The organism is Paenibacillus sp. FSL R5-0636 (assembly GCF_037974255.1).
GTDB classification, from domain to species: domain Bacteria; phylum Bacillota; class Bacilli; order Paenibacillales; family Paenibacillaceae; genus Paenibacillus_AQ; species Paenibacillus_AQ odorifer.
This window is the reverse complement of the sequence record NZ_CP150232.1, coordinates 4287048-4303573: the sequence shown is the minus strand read 5'-3', so window position 1 is coordinate 4303573 and position 16526 is coordinate 4287048. Positions and strand designations below refer to the sequence as shown.

Genomic DNA, 16526 nt, shown 5'->3' with positions numbered 1-16526 from the left:
TAGTTTCGGATGGGGTGACACTGTGAATGAAAGATTTGCCCAATATCGGGAGAAGGTTCTCTTGTATTGGAACAGATTTAGTGGTAAACAGAAGATTTTATTCTTTTCAACATTGTTTATCATTCTAATAATAATCGTAGTTATGACCATGCAGCTTTCAAAAACAGAATATGAAGTAGCATTTCAAGATTTGGACAGTACGGATTCGGCTGGAGTAATGAAAGCCTTAGATTCAGCAGGTGTTTCATACCGATTAAGTCAAGATGGAAAGAGTATTTCTGTACCAAGTACAGAAGCAGCTCGGGTCAAGGTGGATATCGGTTCTCAGGGGATTGTTCAAGGTGGTTCTATCGGATATAAAGTCTTTGATGAAAACTCATCGATGATTGGTACAACAGATAGCGAGTTTAACGTGAAGTACAATAATGCATTAAACGGTGAAGTTGAACAGTTAATGAGACGCATGCAAGGGATTAAAGATGCAAAAGTGCTGATTAATTTGCCTAAAGAGACAGTTTTTGCCTCACAGGCTGATCAGGAGCAGGCATCTGCATCCGTTGTGCTTTCATTTGATCCAGGATTTAGACCTACTCAAGACAATATTGACGGGTATTTCAATCTTGTGAAAACTGCTGTGCCCAATTTGCCAATTGACAACATTACCATTGCAAATAATGAAATTGAATTAATGCCAACAGCTAAAGGTGGACAGGCTGGTGTCACAAACCAAGTTGAAGAAAACTTCGCTCTTCAGAAAAAATTCGAAGAAGAAGTAAAGAAAAATGTGAAACAATTCCTTAGCACTCTTACCGGTCCTGATAAAGTGGATGTTCTTGTGTTCTCAAAGTTGAACTTTGACAAGGAAAACCGGAAGGAAGATCTTGTTACCCCTGTGGATACAGAGAACATGAAGGGGATTGAGATCAGTTCACAGATAATTAGTAATTCGTATTCGGGTCAAGGAAACACGACTGGCGGAGTGGCTGGCACTGGTTCTCAAGATGTTACGGGCTATCCTTCTGATGCGGGTGCGGATACTTCTACCTCGGAGGAATCTTCTGAAACGAGGAACTACGAAGTTAACCGAATTACTAAAGATGTTATTGCTAGTCCGTATACTGTTAAAGACTTAACCATAAATGTTGCAGTTGAACCACCTTCAGGAGAAAAAACTTTAGATGATGCAACATCAGCTGCAATTCAAAATATTTTGGTGAATATTGTTCGCGCTTCTCTTGCAGATTCAGGTACTACATATACAGACGCTGATTTGACCAAAAAGGTTTCGGTCTACTCGCAACAATTTGGTGGCACCGATGCCAACACCGTTAAAGGTGGTCTCGCTTCTTGGATGATATGGGCTATCGGAGCAGCAGCATTGCTGGTTGGAGCAGGTGGAGGATATCTAATCTACCGGAGTCGTAAACAGACTGTGGAAGAGGAAGATGAAGACATTCCATTGCAGGTTCCTACTGAATTTCCTTCTATTAACTTGGAGAGCGTGACGAATGAAAGTCAAGTTCGTAAGCAATTGGAAAGTTTGGCCAAGAAGAAGCCAGACGAATTCGTAAATCTGCTGCGTACATGGCTTGCAGACGAACAGAGGTGAACTAATGGCAAAGGCTAGCCAGCAGGGACTTAGTGGCCGTCAAAAAGCTGCGATCCTGCTTATCACACTAGGGCCCGAGGTATCGGCGCAAATTTTCAAACATTTAAGAGACGAGGAAATTGAACAGCTGACTCTTGAAATTGCCAATGTTCGCAAAGTGGACAGCGGTGAAAAAGAGTCGATCATGTCTGAATTCCATCAGATATGCCTCGCCCAGGAATATATATCACAAGGCGGTATTAACTACGCTAAGGAAATTCTGGAGAAAGCGCTTGGGTCAACAAAAGCAATGGAGGTCATTAATCGTCTGACTGCAACATTGCAAGTAAGACCTTTCGATTTTGCACGAAAAGCGGATCCTAATCAGATTCTCAACTTTATCCAGAATGAAAATGTACAGACTATTGCACTTGTATTGTCTTATCTGCAATTTGAACAAGCTGCTGCAATCCTTTCCTCGCTTCCTCAAGAGAAACAGGCAGAGGTGGCGAGAAGAATTGCTGTGATGGACAGTACCTCTCCAGAGGTAATTACGCAAATTGAACGTGTGCTGGAGCAGAAGCTTTCCGCTACAGTAACCCAGGATTATACAAATGCTGGTGGTATCGAATCAATTGTACAAATCTTGAATGGGGTTGACCGGGGGACAGAGCGTACGATTCTGGATTCTCTCGAAATTCAAGATCCAGAGCTTGCCGAAGAGATCAAAAAACGGATGTTCGTATTTGAAGATATTGTTAATGTGGACAATCGTTCAATACAGCGCATTGTTCGTGATATCGATAATGCGGATTTACAGCTTGCACTCAAGGTTGCCAGCGAAGAAGTACGGGATGTTATTTTCAGAAATATGTCCAAGCGTATGGCAGAAACGTTCCGAGAAGAAATGGAATACATGGGTCCTGTGCGGCTGCGTGATGTTGAAGAAGCACAGACTCGTATTGTAGGTACGATCCGCAGACTCGAAGAGTCTGGTGAAATTATCATCGCTCGTGGCGGAGGAGATGACATCATTGTCTAAGCTGATCAAACACTCCCAGTATGTTCCGGTTGATGTCTTTAAAAGATTGGAACAGGCCCGGCAATATGCGGGCCTAACTGAGGAGCCCGTTCCCGAGGAGACTTTAAGCGAGACTGACTATCATGATCCCGCACGTGAAGAGGCAGAAGAGACGCGTAAGCAAATGCTTAAGGACGCTCAGGATTTTGCTGAAGAGCAGGTTCGGAATGCATCTCTTGAAGCGGAACAGATTGTAGAGTCCTCGAAAGCGGAGGCTGAAGAGTGGTGGAAACAACGGCGTGAGCAGGATGAACATCTGATCGAAGCTATCAAAGCTGAAGCTCATCAGCAAGGTTATGAGGAAGGTGTTTCTCAGGCTGAGGAAGAGATGAAGCATAAGATCGCAGAGATGATGGAAGAAGCGCGTGCTGTTTTGACTGAGGCGTATAAAGCAAGAGAAGTGATTATTCAGGAAGCGGAGCCTTTTTTAGTAGAGTTAAGCTGTGATATTGCAGAGAAAATTGTGGACAAGCAGTTAACGGTAGAACCACAATTCGCAATGGACTTAATTCGCAAAAATCTGGCTCGTAAGCGAGAACAGGGTTTGATCTCACTTTGTGTATCCCCAGCGCAGTTCGCTTTTGTGAATGCTGCCCGGGAAGAATTATCACTAGCTGTTGATTCACAGGCTGAACTGCAAATCTTGCCCGACTCAACGGTAAAAGACCAAGGATGTGTTATCCGCTCTTCCTTTGGCAGCATTGATGCTCGAATCGACACTCAGCTCGCAGAGATCAAGAAAGAGCTGGTAAGAATTGCGCTGGACACCGATGAGCAGAGAAATGGGGAAGACGATGCTTAATAGCAACCGTTATAAGGAGCAACTTCGTAATCTCGATCCGGTGAGGATCAATGGGAAAGTGACGCAGGTAATCGGTCTAATGGTTGAATCGGAAGGCCCTGACGCAAGTATAGGTGATGTATGCTACATCTACCCTTCCAAAGGAAACAAACCGCTGCAAGCTGAGGTCGTTGGTTTCCGTGATAACAAGGTACTATTGATGCCACTTGGTGAACTGCAGGCGATTGGACCTGGTTGTGATGTAGTGGGCACTGGTAAGCCGCTTAGCGTGCAAGTAGGTTCTGAATTATTAGGAAAAGTACTGGATGGTCTGGGGCAGCCGCTTGATGGCTCTCTCATTCCAGCACGAATGCCACATAGCTCTACCTTTAATATTCCTTCCAATCCACTTAATAGACCGCGGGTGCAGGAACCCATCAGTATTGGTGTGAGAGCGATTGACGGTTTGCTAACGATTGGCAAGGGACAGCGGGTCGGTATTTTTGCTGGCTCGGGGGTCGGCAAGAGTACTTTGATGGGGATGATTGCCCGGAATACATCGGCTGATGTAAATGTTATTGCTCTGATTGGTGAGCGTGGCAGAGAAGTATTGGATTTCATTGAACGAGATTTAGGACCAGAGGGCTTGCAGCGATCCGTAGTAATTGTTGCTACCTCAGACCAACCTGCTTTGATTCGCATAAAAGGTGCGCTTATCGCTACAACGATTGCCGAGTATTTCCGCGATCGTGGCCTTAATGTAATGCTGATGATGGATTCGGTCACCCGTTATGCCATGGCCCAACGTGAAGTTGGACTTGCAGTTGGAGAGCCGCCAGCCATGCGGGGATATACACCTTCGGTGTTTGCCAGCTTACCCAAACTGCTGGAACGTGCCGGTACAGGTCCTACAGGCTCTATAACAGCCTTCTACACGGTACTGGTTGATGGTGATGACATGAACGAGCCCATCGCAGATGCAGTCAGAGGAATACTTGACGGACATATCGTACTCAATCGAAACATTGCTAACAAAGGACACTTTCCAGCAATAGATGTTCTTTCCAGCATAAGTCGAGTAATGAAGGATATTGCTCCAGAAGAACAGATTGCAGCAGCGGAGAATGTGAAGCGCCTTATGGCCGTTTACAAGGATTCAGAGGATTTGATTAATATTGGAGCTTATCAGAGAGGCTCTAATGCTCAAATCGACGAGTCGATGGAATTTATCGACAGTATATGGGATTTCACCAAACAAAAGGTGAATGAAAAAGTTACGCTGGCTGAAGTTCAACAGTCTTTAATTTCACAGTTCTCAAGGAGTTGATTCGGTATTATGAGGTTTCATTATACTTTTCAAAAAGTCGTTGACTTGAAGGGCAATGAGAAGACACAGGCAGAATGGATGCTCTCAAGCGCGCTTGGAGAATTGCAGGCACAGGAAAGAAGCCTGGATGAACTCATCTTTCAGCGGAGTGCTATCATGCTATCCTTACAAAATGCCGCAGAGCAAAAGACACCTATGGTTAAGATTCGTGAAATGCAGGAGTATGTGGAATATCTGGATAAATGCATTGCCCGTAAGCATACGGACATTAGCCGTGCACATCAAGAAGTCCAGAAGAAACAAGATCAGTTAAGCACTAAGGTTTTAGATGAAAAAGTATGGTTGAAGGCAAAAGACAAGGCTGAGACATTGTTTCAGCAAAGTATGATTTTACGGGAACAAAACGAACTGGATGAGATGGCAACCGTCCGCTTCGCGATGAAATCCCTCTAACCCGGGAGGTTTCCGCTAGTGGCTAATATTGATAATGATATGGAACTTGAAAATGAAGGGTCAGCGGGGAAATTTGAGCGGTTCTTATTCTTAATGATACCGATTATATTCACGCTAGTACTGCTTGGAGTACTGTTGACGCTTTTTAATATGGACATTCGTAATAATGTACTTGAAGTTGCGAATAAAATTCCTATCCTGGAAAAATGGGTTCCTGATCCGCCTGCAGATCCTTCTAAACCGAAGGAAGAAAGCAAAAAGCAGGAAGTGAGCTCAGCGACAACGATTAAGGAGCTTAAAGCTCAGCTCGCCCAGCAGGAAGAAAACCTGAAGAAGGTTACAGATGAAAAAACTGCCCAGGATACCAAGGTTCAGGCGCTAGAGTCACAGATTGAAGGAATGAAGAAGGAAGCTGAAACCGCAGAGGCAAGCACAGAAGAAGCTGAGGATCCTTATCAGAAACAGGTTTCTGATTTGGCTAAGCTGTATGCGGGCATGAAAGCTTCAAAGGCTGCACCGATCATGGAGAATTTAACTACAGAAGAAATGGTGCAGATCTTCAGTGTCATGAGTAAAGCGAGTAAAACTGCGATTTTGGAAAAAATGGATCCGCAAAAAGCTGCAGATGTAACGATAAAGTTAAAAGAAACTACATCTTCGAGTGACATGGCGGTTGCAGCTCTTCAATCTAGATTGAAGAAAGACGCCGGTACAACAGCAACTGCGACAACCAGTACGAATTTGGATAAGGAAAAGTTGAATCAGACCTTCAGTTCAATGACTCCTGCTAATGCAGCATCGTTACTAGGAGAAATGTACAAGATTAGCCCTGATAAGGTTGTGACGATTATGAATACCGTAAGTGATAGTGTTCGTTCATCTATTTTGGGAGAAATGACTAAAAATGATAGCGCGCAAACTGCGAAAATTGTTAATCGTCTGATGGGTGCTAAATAGATAGGGAAAGGAGGTGAAAAATAAATGAGTTTAGTCGTTCAATCGCTTGTGAGTGCAAACACAACTGCAGTAAATGGGAGTACATCGACTACAACGGGCACAACAACGACAGCTGCACCATTTGCTCAAACCCTGGTACAAACCATGGGAGGCAATGCCAACACCTCGTCGACTCCAGCTGAACCCCTATTGGCAAATCTAGCTTCTTTGCTGCAAGGCCTGTTAAAGGAAGTGCAGCCGACTGGAGAAGAGCAAGCAGGGCAAGACACTCAGAAGGGTGATCTCCTTGAAAAACTTGCTGCTGATGTTGAGAAGCTGGATGAAAGTATCAGTAGTGATCCTGCTCTGTTGGTAGCCTTACAGGCTTGGATTCTTCAGGTATCTGCACTTTTATCTGGAAGCCATGCCGCAGAGGATGGCACTGCTACAACGGAAGCAGAAGTGGCTGGAAGCTTGTCCCCATTGGCACAGAATGCTGATACATTGAGATTTGCAGTTCAAGACGACCTGCAAAGTTTAGTTTCTATGATTCAGGAAGCTGCAGTGAGTGGCAATGAGGAAGTAGCAACTAAGGGAATCAGTTTATTGAATAATTTCACAGCGCTTTTAGAAGAGTCCTCCTCTAACACTAATAAAGGGAAGGGAAAGACGAGCAATGTGAATGCTGCTTCTGTTTCTTCCGTAGAACAGCCCGCTATCACTGAAAGCAAAAATAATCCAACGGATAAAACACTTCAGAATGTGAGCAATCGTTCCGGAGAAGCTGTTGTAGTGAAAAATGATACGGTTGTCAGCTCGCCAGTGACCTCAGGAACTGTGCAAGAAGCTGAAGCAGAGACTGCGAACACGCCGTTAATCAAGACAGGTGTAACCGGGGAAACGAAGTCAACAGAATCCACTCTAGATTCCACGCTAGGAATTACAGCTAACGAAGGGGATCATGAGGTTGTTACTGCGGGTCAGTTATCTCTGCGCGGAGGAATTACAGCACCGCTGAAGGCTGAAGTGCCAGCAGCGCCTGTTCCGGTTCAGCAATTTGCTCAAGAAATGACAGGTTTCATTACAGGCAAATTAGAGATTGTGCAAAAAGGTGGGATCGCTGAAGCGACTATATCCCTTTTTCCAGAAAATCTCGGACAAGTTGATGTTAAGATCACAATGCAAAATGGTCATTTAGTTGCCCAGTTCATGACTGAACATACCGGTGCTAAAGATATGCTGGAGCAACAAATGAACCAGCTTCGCGCTGCATTGCAATCTCAGGGTCTTCAAGTGGAGAAGCTGGAAGTTACGCAAAATAATACCCCACTTAATTCGCAATGGGGGCAGGAAGGACGCCAACCTAATTCCGGAAGTGGACAGCAGGGTAGACGTTCCAAAGAAAGCAGAGAGGAAGCCAGTGATGCCGTTCTTGCCGCAGAGCTGAATGGTGAATGGAAGGACTGGGTTTCAAATGCGGGACAAGAAGATCAGTCCCAAGGTGGATCTTTTTCTGCTAAGGCTTAACTCTAATAACAAACGAAAGAGAGGTGAGTGGTTATGGCGACAACAGTTCCGGTCTCTACTAAAGATCAGTGGAATTATACAACTCCCGACTCTAGTGCACGCACAACGGGTAATTCTACTTTAGGTAAGGATCAGTTTTTGAAGATTTTGATTACTCAGCTGCAAAATCAAGATCCGATGCAACCGATGGAAGATAAAGAATTTATTGCGCAAATGGCCCAGTTTACATCCGTGGAGCAATTGATGAATATCTCTACTCAGCTTAATGCTATGAATCAGTCCCTTGGATCTGTATCCGGGTTGATTGGTAAAGATATTACTTGGACAGACACCGCCACAAAGCTGCCTAAGACAGGTAATGTTGAATCTATCGTTGTTAGCAATGGTATTCAATATGCGGTTGTGGGAAAAGACAGAATTGCTTTAACCGATATTACACAAATTCAGAATGCCGCAGCAACGCCAGAAAGCGGTTCTGGTACAGATAGTAATACTCCGGAGAATAGCGGAGGAAGCGGGGCGAGCATATGAGTGACAGGCTTACTATAGGCCAGCTGTATCCTGCGTCCCTGCATTCTACAACGTTACAACGATCTTCGCTGCCTAAGCAGTCTGTGGCGGGGGAAGCTTCTTTTGAGAGTTTGCTGCAACAGAAACTATTAAAATTCAGCAATCATGCTGCTAAACGCCTAGAACAAAGAGGGATAGAGCTTGGTAGCGGTCAGCTGGATCAAATTTCATCTGCTGTGGACAAAGCTGCTGCTAAAGGAAGTAAAGAATCCTTGATATTAATGAAGGATTTGGCGTTTATCGTTAGCGTTCCTAATCGCACAGTAGTTACTGCTATGGATGGTAACTCGATCAAAGATAATGTATTTACACAAATCGATAGTGCAATAGTGATTTCATAATAGGCTGGTCCTAACGGAAAGCCGAGGCGGCCGCTGACCGACTGACGCGGTCCCAATTCACTTGGAAAGTTATTAGGACTCTATAATCTGGGAGGACATTAAACATGTTAAGATCAATGTATTCAGGGGTTTCAGGAATGAGAGGCTTTCAAACTAAGCTTGATGTAATCGGTAATAATATTGCTAACGTCAACACTATCGGGTTTAAATCCGGACGTGTTATGTTCAAGGATATTATGAGCCAAACCGTTTCTGGTGTTACTGCACCGGGTGAGGATGGTCAAGGTGGGGTAAATGCGAAACAAGTTGGACTAGGTGTTAGTATTGCTTCTATAGATACCCTACATTTGGCTGGTAGTGCTCAAACCACCAACAACCCAACAGATTTACGTATCGATGGAGATGGTTTTTTTCTGGTTAAGCTTACTGAGGATCAAGATACTGCATTTTTGACCCGCGCCGGAGATTTCCACATTGACGCTGCGCGTAATCTTGTTACCGCTGACGGACTTCATGTTTTAGATTCCGACGGTGGGATCATTCAATTAGGTGACGATGTAACGGCGTTTTCTATCTCTAATGATGGAACAATTGTTCAGACCATGGAAGATGGAACGACTGGAGCTGGGGTGAAGATTGGTGTAGCCAAGGTTACTAACCCATCTGGTCTGGAGAAAATCGGAGGCAATCTGTATCGTATGACACTTAATGCGAATGCAGAAGGCGAACTAGTTCCGACTACAGCGAACAATACAGAAGATGGCACCGGGGCAATCATCTCTGGACAGCTGGAAATGTCCAATGTGGATCTTACCAATGAATTTACAGAAATGATCGTATCACAGCGTGGATTCCAGGCGAATTCCCGTATCATCACAACTTCTGATGAAGTGCTGCAGGAAGTAGTAAACCTGAAGCGTTAATTTAATCAATAAATTCTATATTTTCTTAAATGGTTCATGCGGAGTCGTGGGGGAGTTACTCCTCCCCCTATTTTGTTAGGAGGCCTGTTATGATATCGGTAACAAGATTAAATGGAACACCGATGTGGATCAATGCCCTACTGGTCGAAATGGTAGAAGAAAGCCCGGATACATACATTACGCTCGTAACCGGAAAAAGACTGATCGTTCTCGAAAAAGCCGATGAGGTTATTACGAAGATCCGGGATTATAACAGGGACATAGGCACATATGCTGCCACCATTAAAATCCAGTCAATGGAGGAGCTAACATGAAAAAGATGATGCCGTGGCTCATCACGATATTACTAGCGATTACTCTGATCGTGGTCGCCGCATTTTTACTATTGGACAGGATCTTTCCGAAAGATACGAACGAGGTAAGTGCTGCTGTTCAAAATGTGGAAACAAAACATTTAACTGCAGATGAAATCGTCGAATTGACGGCAGAGATCATTGATATCAAAACAAATCTTGCTGATCCCGATTTTATCCTTCAAGTAGATTTCGCCTTCCAACTGAGTTCTGCGAAATCAAAGGAAGAATTCGAAAAAATAAAAGAGATCAAAATCAAACCAATAATTATCAAGACGCTTGCAGATACCAAACCTGAGGACCTTAATGGAGCGAATGGAAAAGATCAGCTTAGCAGTAAGCTTATTAATCTGATCAATAAGACATTGACTGAGGGCCAAATTACTCAGATCGAAATCACCAAATTCCTTTTGGCTTCTGTGTAGCTTTATTCCTGATAATTCTTTGATAGGGGGGTGATTGAATTGGTTGATGTACTATCACAAAACGAAATTGATGCTCTACTTGCTGCACTTTCTTCAGGTGAGATGGACGCCGATGAACTTAAAAAGGAAGAAACTCAGAAGAAAATCCGCTCTTATGACTTTAAACGGGCTGTCCGCTTTTCCAAAGATCATATCCGCAGTCTTACACGGATACATGACAATTTCGCCCGTTATCTTACAACGTATTTTTCAGCCCAATTGCGCACCTTCGTTCAGATTAATGTCGTTCAAGTAGAGCAGCTCCCTTATGATGAATTTATTCGCTCCATACCGAAAATGACGATATTGAACATTTTTGAAGCTGAACCTTTAGAGGGCCGCATGGTAATGGAAGTTCATCCAAACATTGCTTTTGCTATGCTGGACAGGTTGCTTGGGGGCTTTGGAACTGCACCTTCTAAGATTAATGCTCTAACTGAGATCGAAACAACGATTATGGAGCGTATCTTTAGTAGATGTTTTGAGAGTCTGCAGGAGGCTTGGAAAACGGTGCTGGATATTCATCCGCGGATGGAAGCTCTTGAGACGAACCCGCAGTTCATGCAGATTGTATCGCCCAATGAGACCATTGCATTAATCTCTCTAAGTACCAAAATTGGAGATACAACAGGCATGATCAATCTTTGTATACCGCATGTCGTTCTAGAGCCTATCATGTCCAGACTTTCTGTTCACCAATGGTTTGTGACAGAGAAGAAGACGCGGGATGAAGATGAGCTACTGGCCATTAGAGCTAGAGTTCATAAAGCGAAGCTGCCGATTGTTGCTGAACTTGGAGAATCGAGCTTATCCATATCTGAATTCCTAGGGCTTAGTGTCGGTGACGTGATTTCTCTCAACAGAAACGTAGATTCTGGACTGTCAATTAAGGTAGGGGAGAAGCTTAAGTTCATCGGAAGTCCCGGAATGGTTAAAGATCGGGTAGCCGTGCAAATAGACGAAATTGTCAATGAAGGAGTTGAAGAATTTGACGAGTAAAGATTATTTATCCCAAGAAGAAATCGACGCCCTTCTGAGACAATCTGCGGAGGGCTCATTAGCTCCTACGGAGAAAACGGTAGATGACTATCTAACACCGTTTGAACAGGATGCTTTGGGCGAAATTGGTAATATAACGTTTGGCAGTGCAGCAACAGCACTTTCCACTTTACTAGGGAAAAAAGTAGATATTACAACCCCTCAAGTTTCGATCATTACACGCGGGGAGTTTGAAATTGCTTTTCCTAAACCGCATGTAGCTGTTCACGTTCAATATGTGGATGGGTTTCAAGGGATTAACTCACTTGTTATTAAGATTAGGGATGCACAGGTCATTGCCGATCTGATGCTTGGCGGTGCCGGCGAACCTAAGGATGAAGAGTTGAATGAAATTCATATTAGCGCTGTGCAAGAAGCTATGAATCAAATGATGGGTTCTTCTGCTACATCGATGTCTACGATTTTTAATCGTTTTGTTAATATCTCGCCTCCGGGTATCGACATTTTGAATATGTCCAGCGGAGAAGGAGTAGGCAGTCTGCCAGACGATGAAACCCTAATTCGTATTTCGTTCCGGCTTAAAATTGGTGATTTGATAGATTCTACTATTATGCAGCTCTTGCCTGTTCAGTTCGCAAAAGATATGGTATCCATGCTACTTGGTGATGTTAGTCCGGCAGAGGAGGAGGCAGCGGTCACAATGGCTGAAACACCTGCTATGACTAATTCTGCGGAGACACCACCTCCAGCACCTCCGGTGCAACAGGCGCCCTCACAGCCCGCAGGAGGAACGCAACCACCATATCCACCGCAGGGTATGCCAGCGTATCCAGGGATGCCAGAAGGCGGGTATTATTATCCTCCAGCGGGTATGCCAGCGTACGGAATGCCTGGGATGCCACCATACGGTATGCCACCGCAAGGGATGCCATATGGACAGACACCACCGCTTAATTCTGAGGCAAATCGCAATGTAAATGTACAGCCTGTGCAATTTGCAAATCTGAATGGTGGGGCCTTTGGTCATATTGATGAAAATAATTTAAATTTATTGATGGACATACCGCTTAGAGTAACCGTAGAATTAGGAAGGACCCAGAAGCAGATCAAAGATATTTTAGAAATGTCACAAGGCTCAATTATTGAGCTGGACAAGCTCGCAGGTGAGCCTGTAGATATTTTGGTTAACAACAAGCTTATTGCCAAAGGTGAAGTCGTTGTTATCGACGAAAACTTTGGCGTACGCGTTACGGATATCGTCAGCCAGTGGGACCGAATTCAGAAATTACAATAAGCATACTTAGGGAGGATTTTGTAAAAATGGCTAACCGAATTCTAATCGTGGACGATGCAGCATTTATGAGAATGATGATCCGTGACATTTTGTCGAAAAACGGATTTGAAGTAGTGGGCGAAGCTCAGGACGGTTCTCAAGCGATAGAAAAATTCAAGGAACTGCGTCCGGACCTCATCACGATGGATATTACTATGCCTGAGATGGACGGAATCGCCGCCCTGAAAGAAATCAAAAAAGTAGATCCGGCTGCAAAGGTTATTATGTGTTCAGCCATGGGCCAGCAGGCTATGGTTATCGATGCAATCCAAGCAGGAGCTAAAGACTTTATAGTGAAGCCTTTCCAAGCTGACCGGGTTATCGAAGCTATTAACAAAACGTTGGGCGTGTAGGATAAAGTCATGTTATATTCCGAAACGCTCGGAAGCAGTAACACCCTGCTGAATTTGTTTAAAGTTATTATTGTCCTGGCGATAATCATTGTACTTATAGTGGTACTGATTCGTTTTCTTGGACGACGTAATCAGACCTTTATGAGCAACCGTTCTATAAGAACGCTTGGTGCAATAGGGCTTGGACCTAATAAGTCGATGCAGGTTATCGAACTGGGAAGCAGTCTTTACTTAATCGGGATTGGTGAAAATATATCCATTTTGGATAAAGTCACCGATCCGGATGAGGTAGCATTGATCATTGCGGCATTTGAGGATCAGTCCTCTAACCAGAATAATTTCCTCGCACCGCTTATTGCCAAGGTAAAGGTAAAGCTGCGTGGGGAGGTTCCATCTCAGGAAATTGAACTTAGTGAAACATCATCTTTTTACGAGACTCTGCAATCCAAGCTTCGTTCTGCACCAGAGCGCAAAGAGAAAATGGAAGAGCTGCTTCGGGATGATGTTACTAAGGATGAGTCGAGGAATATATGAAAAAGAAGCTAATTCTTGCTATTCTGCTGTTCGGTATTATCAGTGTGGTTATGATGACGCCGATACATGCTGATCCTATACCTAATGTTAATATTCAGGTCGGTAATGAAGGTTCAAGCAGTGGTACCAGTTCCATATCAATTCTTCTTCTTGTTACGGTTCTGAGTATTGCTCCGGCGTTTCTGGTTCTTATGACTAGCTTTACTAGAATTGTAATCGTATTAGGTTTTGTGAGAACCTCGCTGGGTACTCAGGCTATGCCTCCAAACCAGGTGCTGGTAGGACTTGCTCTGTTTCTGACCCTGTTCATTATGTCACCAACGCTGGCCACAGTGAATGAAAATGCGTTGCAGCCGTATATGAAGGGGACAATCACACAAACTGAGGCTTTTGATAAAGCTGCTGATCCGATGAAAGAATTTATGTTTAAACAGACGAACACCAAAGATCTTCTGTTATTTATGAAATACACCGGTTATACCGGATCTACTAAACCGGCTACATACAGTGATATTCCACTGACGGTGATGGTGCCAGCTTTTGCAATTGGCGAATTGAAAAAGGCTTTTACAATGGGCTTCTTAATTTTCATACCATTCCTGATTATTGATATTGTTGTGGCGAGCACACTGATGGCCATGGGGATGATGATGCTTCCCCCGGTTATGATTTCATTACCTTTTAAAATAATGCTCTTTGTACTGGTAGACGGCTGGTACTTAGTCATTAAATCACTACTTCTTAGTTTTAACACCTGACCTAAAGAGGAGGCATGAGGGATGAGTACGGAGTTTATAATCGGGCTAGCAAGCCAAGCCGTATATTTAGTGCTGGAAGTCAGCGCACCCATGCTGATTCTTGGTCTGGTGGTAGGGCTAATAATCAGTATTTTTCAGGCTACGACACAGATTCAGGAACAGACGCTAGCGTTTGTTCCCAAAATCGTCGCAGTGCTATTGGCTTTATTGCTATTTGGTCCGTGGATCATCACGAAGCTGATTGACTTTACAAGCCAAATTTTGGGTAATCTCTATATGTATATTGGTTAATCAATGAACATGGAGACCATACTGCAAAGTTTACCCGTCTTTTTGCTTATTTTTTGTCGAATAACCGCTTTTTTTGTTGTCGTTCCTGTATTTTCTTCACAAGGGGTCCCGACAACCTTTAAGATTGGCATTTCTTTTTTTGTAGCATTGGTTGTCTTTAGTGCTAACGGAACAGGGCTTACGATCCCGCAGGATTTCAGTTATATTTTGCTGATTGCCAGAGAGGCATTAATAGGATTATTGCTAGGTTTCGTTGGATATTTGATGTTTATGGCGATTCAGACAGCAGGTTCATTTATTGATATTCAGATTGGCTTCGGTATTGCTAATGTTATCGATCCTATGACTGGAACATCTGCACCAATTCTTGGTAATTTCAAATATATGATAGCCCTGCTAATGTTTCTGAGCATGAATGGTCATCACCATCTGCTAGATGCTATTGTGTACAGTTATAAATGGGTTCCTATGAATAACGATTTATTTCTAGGCATGATTGACGGTAGTTTATCAGAGTTTCTGGTTCGAACATTTGCTCAGTCCTTTGTACTCGCTTTTCAAATGTCGGCTCCTTTAGTAACTGCGCTGTTTCTGACTGATGTTGGCCTTGCTTTCTTGGCGAGAACGGCTCCGCAATATAATGTATTTGTTATTGGGGTTCCGCTCAAAATCATTATAGGTCTTGCACTGCTTTTAGTGCTGATGCCTGGTCTGGCTGTGCTGTTTCAGAATCTCTTCGATATCATGTTCGAATCCATGGAGAATTTATTGAATCTCATGGGGAAGAGTCCGTAGGTGACCGTAAGGGGAGCGTATTATGCCTAAGACGAAGCGGTATAGACTGGATCTTCAACAATTCGCCGGTGAAAAGACGGAAAAAGCAACCCCGAAGAAACGGCAAGATGCTCGTAAAAAGGGTCAAGTAGCCAAAAGTGCTGAGCTATCCGGTGCAGTTGTATTGTTATCAGCAGTAGTTAGCTTGATGATGTTTGGTGGTTTTATGAAAGAACGCTTCATGAAGCTATATATGGATGTATTTCAGAATCAAATGACACTGGAGGTTACTCCTGAGAATATAACGCTGCTATTTAATCAATATGGACTACAAATACTGATTTTGCTAGCTCCATTACTTGGAATAGTTTTTGTTATGGCGCTGGTAAGCAATCTGGCGCAGGTGGGCTTTATGACCACGGGAGAGGGGATCACCCCTAAATTCAGCAAGCTTAATCCGATAAAAGGGTTCAAAAATATTTTCTCCATGCGTTCGTTTGTCGAGTTCCTGAAATCCATATTTAAGCTTCTAATTATCGCTTATCTGGTATATAGCACTTTATGGGGAGAAAAGAAGAACTTTGCATCCCTGTCGCATATCAGTGCGGAGGGGATTTTTAAATTTGCGGCCAAGCTGACGATGAGTCTTGGTTTGAAAATCGGGGCTGCCCTATTGGCTATGGCTTTTCTGGACTACATGTATCAGAAGTACGAGCATGAAAAAAGCCTGAAAATGTCCAAGCAGGATATCAAGGATGAATACAAAAAAATGGAGGGTGACCCTCTAATCAAAGGTAAGATCAGGGAACGCCAACGTAGAATGGCCATGCAGCGTATGATGCAGGAAGTTCCAAATGCGGATGTAATCATTACGAATCCTACGCACTTTGCTGTTGCGCTTAAATATGACGGTACCAAGATGGAAGCGCCGCAGATTATAGCAAAGGGTCAGGATTATGTAGCACTTCGCATCCGGGAGCTGGCTAAAGAGCACGGCGTCGTGACTATGGAAAACAAACCGCTGGCACGGGCATTATTCCAAAGGGCAGAGATTGGAGATGTCGTTCCAAATGATCTGTTCCAGGCTGTGGCTGAAGTGCTGGCATATGTATATAAGCTTAAAGGTAAGAGGAGATAAGG

The 16526-nt window shown here is 43.7% G+C and carries 20 protein-coding genes; all 20 read left to right on the top strand.

Annotation, left to right across the window (positions count from 1 at the left end; genetic code table 11):
* The first annotated feature begins 22 nt into the window (after positions 1-22).
* The 20 genes from fliF to flhB all read left to right on the top strand — a co-directional run bounded on the left by fliF (position 23) and on the right by flhB (position 16524).
* A complete protein-coding gene (gene fliF / locus MKX34_RS19555) occupies positions 23-1609 on the top strand; it encodes a flagellar basal-body MS-ring/collar protein FliF (protein ID WP_076106359.1) in 1587 nt (528 codons plus the stop codon).
* Positions 1610-1613: 4 nt separating this feature from the next.
* Complete coding sequence (gene fliG, locus MKX34_RS19550; protein ID WP_036688550.1) at positions 1614-2630, top strand: flagellar motor switch protein FliG; 1017 nt, start codon at positions 1614-1616, stop codon at positions 2628-2630.
* The gene (locus MKX34_RS19545) at positions 2623-3471 is read left to right on the top strand and encodes a FliH/SctL family protein (protein WP_036688548.1); all 849 of its coding nucleotides are present in this window, start codon (positions 2623-2625) and stop codon (positions 3469-3471) included. The genes fliG and MKX34_RS19545 overlap by 8 nt, the downstream gene beginning before the upstream one ends.
* The gene (gene fliI / locus MKX34_RS19540; RefSeq protein WP_036688546.1) at positions 3464-4777 is read left to right on the top strand and encodes a flagellar protein export ATPase FliI; all 1314 of its coding nucleotides are present in this window, start codon (positions 3464-3466) and stop codon (positions 4775-4777) included. The genes MKX34_RS19545 and fliI overlap by 8 nt, the downstream gene beginning before the upstream one ends.
* A 9-nt stretch (positions 4778-4786) precedes the next feature.
* Complete coding sequence (gene fliJ / locus MKX34_RS19535) at positions 4787-5230, top strand: flagellar export protein FliJ (RefSeq protein WP_038571963.1); 444 nt, start codon at positions 4787-4789, stop codon at positions 5228-5230.
* A gap of 39 nt (positions 5231-5269) precedes the next feature.
* Positions 5270-6187, top strand: a complete 918-nt coding sequence (locus tag MKX34_RS19530; protein ID WP_076106445.1) for a kinesin — start codon at positions 5270-5272, stop codon at positions 6185-6187.
* A 24-nt stretch (positions 6188-6211) separates the two neighbouring features.
* Complete coding sequence (locus MKX34_RS19525) at positions 6212-7693, top strand: flagellar hook-length control protein FliK (protein ID WP_076106357.1); 1482 nt, start codon at positions 6212-6214, stop codon at positions 7691-7693.
* A gap of 33 nt (positions 7694-7726) precedes the next feature.
* A complete protein-coding gene (locus tag MKX34_RS19520; RefSeq protein ID WP_036688543.1) occupies positions 7727-8224 on the top strand; it encodes a flagellar hook capping FlgD N-terminal domain-containing protein in 498 nt (165 codons plus the stop codon).
* Positions 8221-8604, top strand: coding sequence for a TIGR02530 family flagellar biosynthesis protein (locus MKX34_RS19515; RefSeq protein ID WP_036688541.1), 384 nt, complete (start codon positions 8221-8223; stop codon positions 8602-8604). Before MKX34_RS19520 ends, MKX34_RS19515 begins: the two co-directional genes overlap by 4 nt.
* A 104-nt stretch (positions 8605-8708) precedes the next feature.
* Positions 8709-9527: a flagellar basal body rod protein FlgG gene (flgG, locus tag MKX34_RS19510; protein ID WP_036688538.1), complete on the top strand. Its 819-nt coding sequence runs from the start codon at positions 8709-8711 to the stop codon at positions 9525-9527.
* Positions 9528-9616: 89 nt separating this feature from the next.
* Entirely contained in the window at positions 9617-9841 is a 225-nt protein-coding gene (locus tag MKX34_RS19505; protein WP_036688535.1) for a flagellar FlbD family protein, read from the top strand.
* Positions 9838-10305 carry a flagellar basal body-associated FliL family protein gene (locus tag MKX34_RS19500; protein WP_036688532.1) on the top strand — a complete coding sequence of 156 codons (468 nt, stop codon included), beginning with the start codon at positions 9838-9840 and terminating at the stop codon, positions 10303-10305. The genes MKX34_RS19505 and MKX34_RS19500 overlap by 4 nt, the downstream gene beginning before the upstream one ends.
* A gap of 39 nt (positions 10306-10344) precedes the next feature.
* Entirely contained in the window at positions 10345-11343 is a 999-nt protein-coding gene (gene fliM / locus MKX34_RS19495) for a flagellar motor switch protein FliM (protein ID WP_036688529.1), read from the top strand.
* Positions 11333-12637 (top strand): flagellar motor switch phosphatase FliY, encoded by a 1305-nt coding sequence (fliY, locus tag MKX34_RS19490; protein ID WP_036688526.1) that lies wholly within the window; start codon positions 11333-11335, stop codon positions 12635-12637. The genes fliM and fliY overlap by 11 nt, the downstream gene beginning before the upstream one ends.
* A gap of 26 nt (positions 12638-12663) precedes the next feature.
* Complete coding sequence (locus tag MKX34_RS19485; protein WP_036688523.1) at positions 12664-13029, top strand: response regulator; 366 nt, start codon at positions 12664-12666, stop codon at positions 13027-13029.
* A gap of 9 nt (positions 13030-13038) precedes the next feature.
* The gene (locus MKX34_RS19480; RefSeq protein ID WP_036688521.1) at positions 13039-13563 is read left to right on the top strand and encodes a flagellar biosynthetic protein FliO; all 525 of its coding nucleotides are present in this window, start codon (positions 13039-13041) and stop codon (positions 13561-13563) included.
* Complete coding sequence (gene fliP / locus MKX34_RS19475) at positions 13560-14321, top strand: flagellar type III secretion system pore protein FliP (protein WP_036688518.1); 762 nt, start codon at positions 13560-13562, stop codon at positions 14319-14321. Before MKX34_RS19480 ends, fliP begins: the two co-directional genes overlap by 4 nt.
* 21 nt (positions 14322-14342) lie before the next feature.
* Positions 14343-14612: a flagellar biosynthesis protein FliQ gene (gene fliQ, locus MKX34_RS19470; RefSeq protein WP_036688516.1), complete on the top strand. Its 270-nt coding sequence runs from the start codon at positions 14343-14345 to the stop codon at positions 14610-14612.
* A 9-nt stretch (positions 14613-14621) separates the two neighbouring features.
* Complete coding sequence (gene fliR, locus MKX34_RS19465) at positions 14622-15407, top strand: flagellar biosynthetic protein FliR (RefSeq protein WP_076106355.1); 786 nt, start codon at positions 14622-14624, stop codon at positions 15405-15407.
* Positions 15408-15429: 22 nt separating this feature from the next.
* Positions 15430-16524: a flagellar biosynthesis protein FlhB gene (flhB, locus tag MKX34_RS19460; protein ID WP_036688512.1), complete on the top strand. Its 1095-nt coding sequence runs from the start codon at positions 15430-15432 to the stop codon at positions 16522-16524.
* Positions 16525-16526 lie beyond the last annotated feature (2 nt).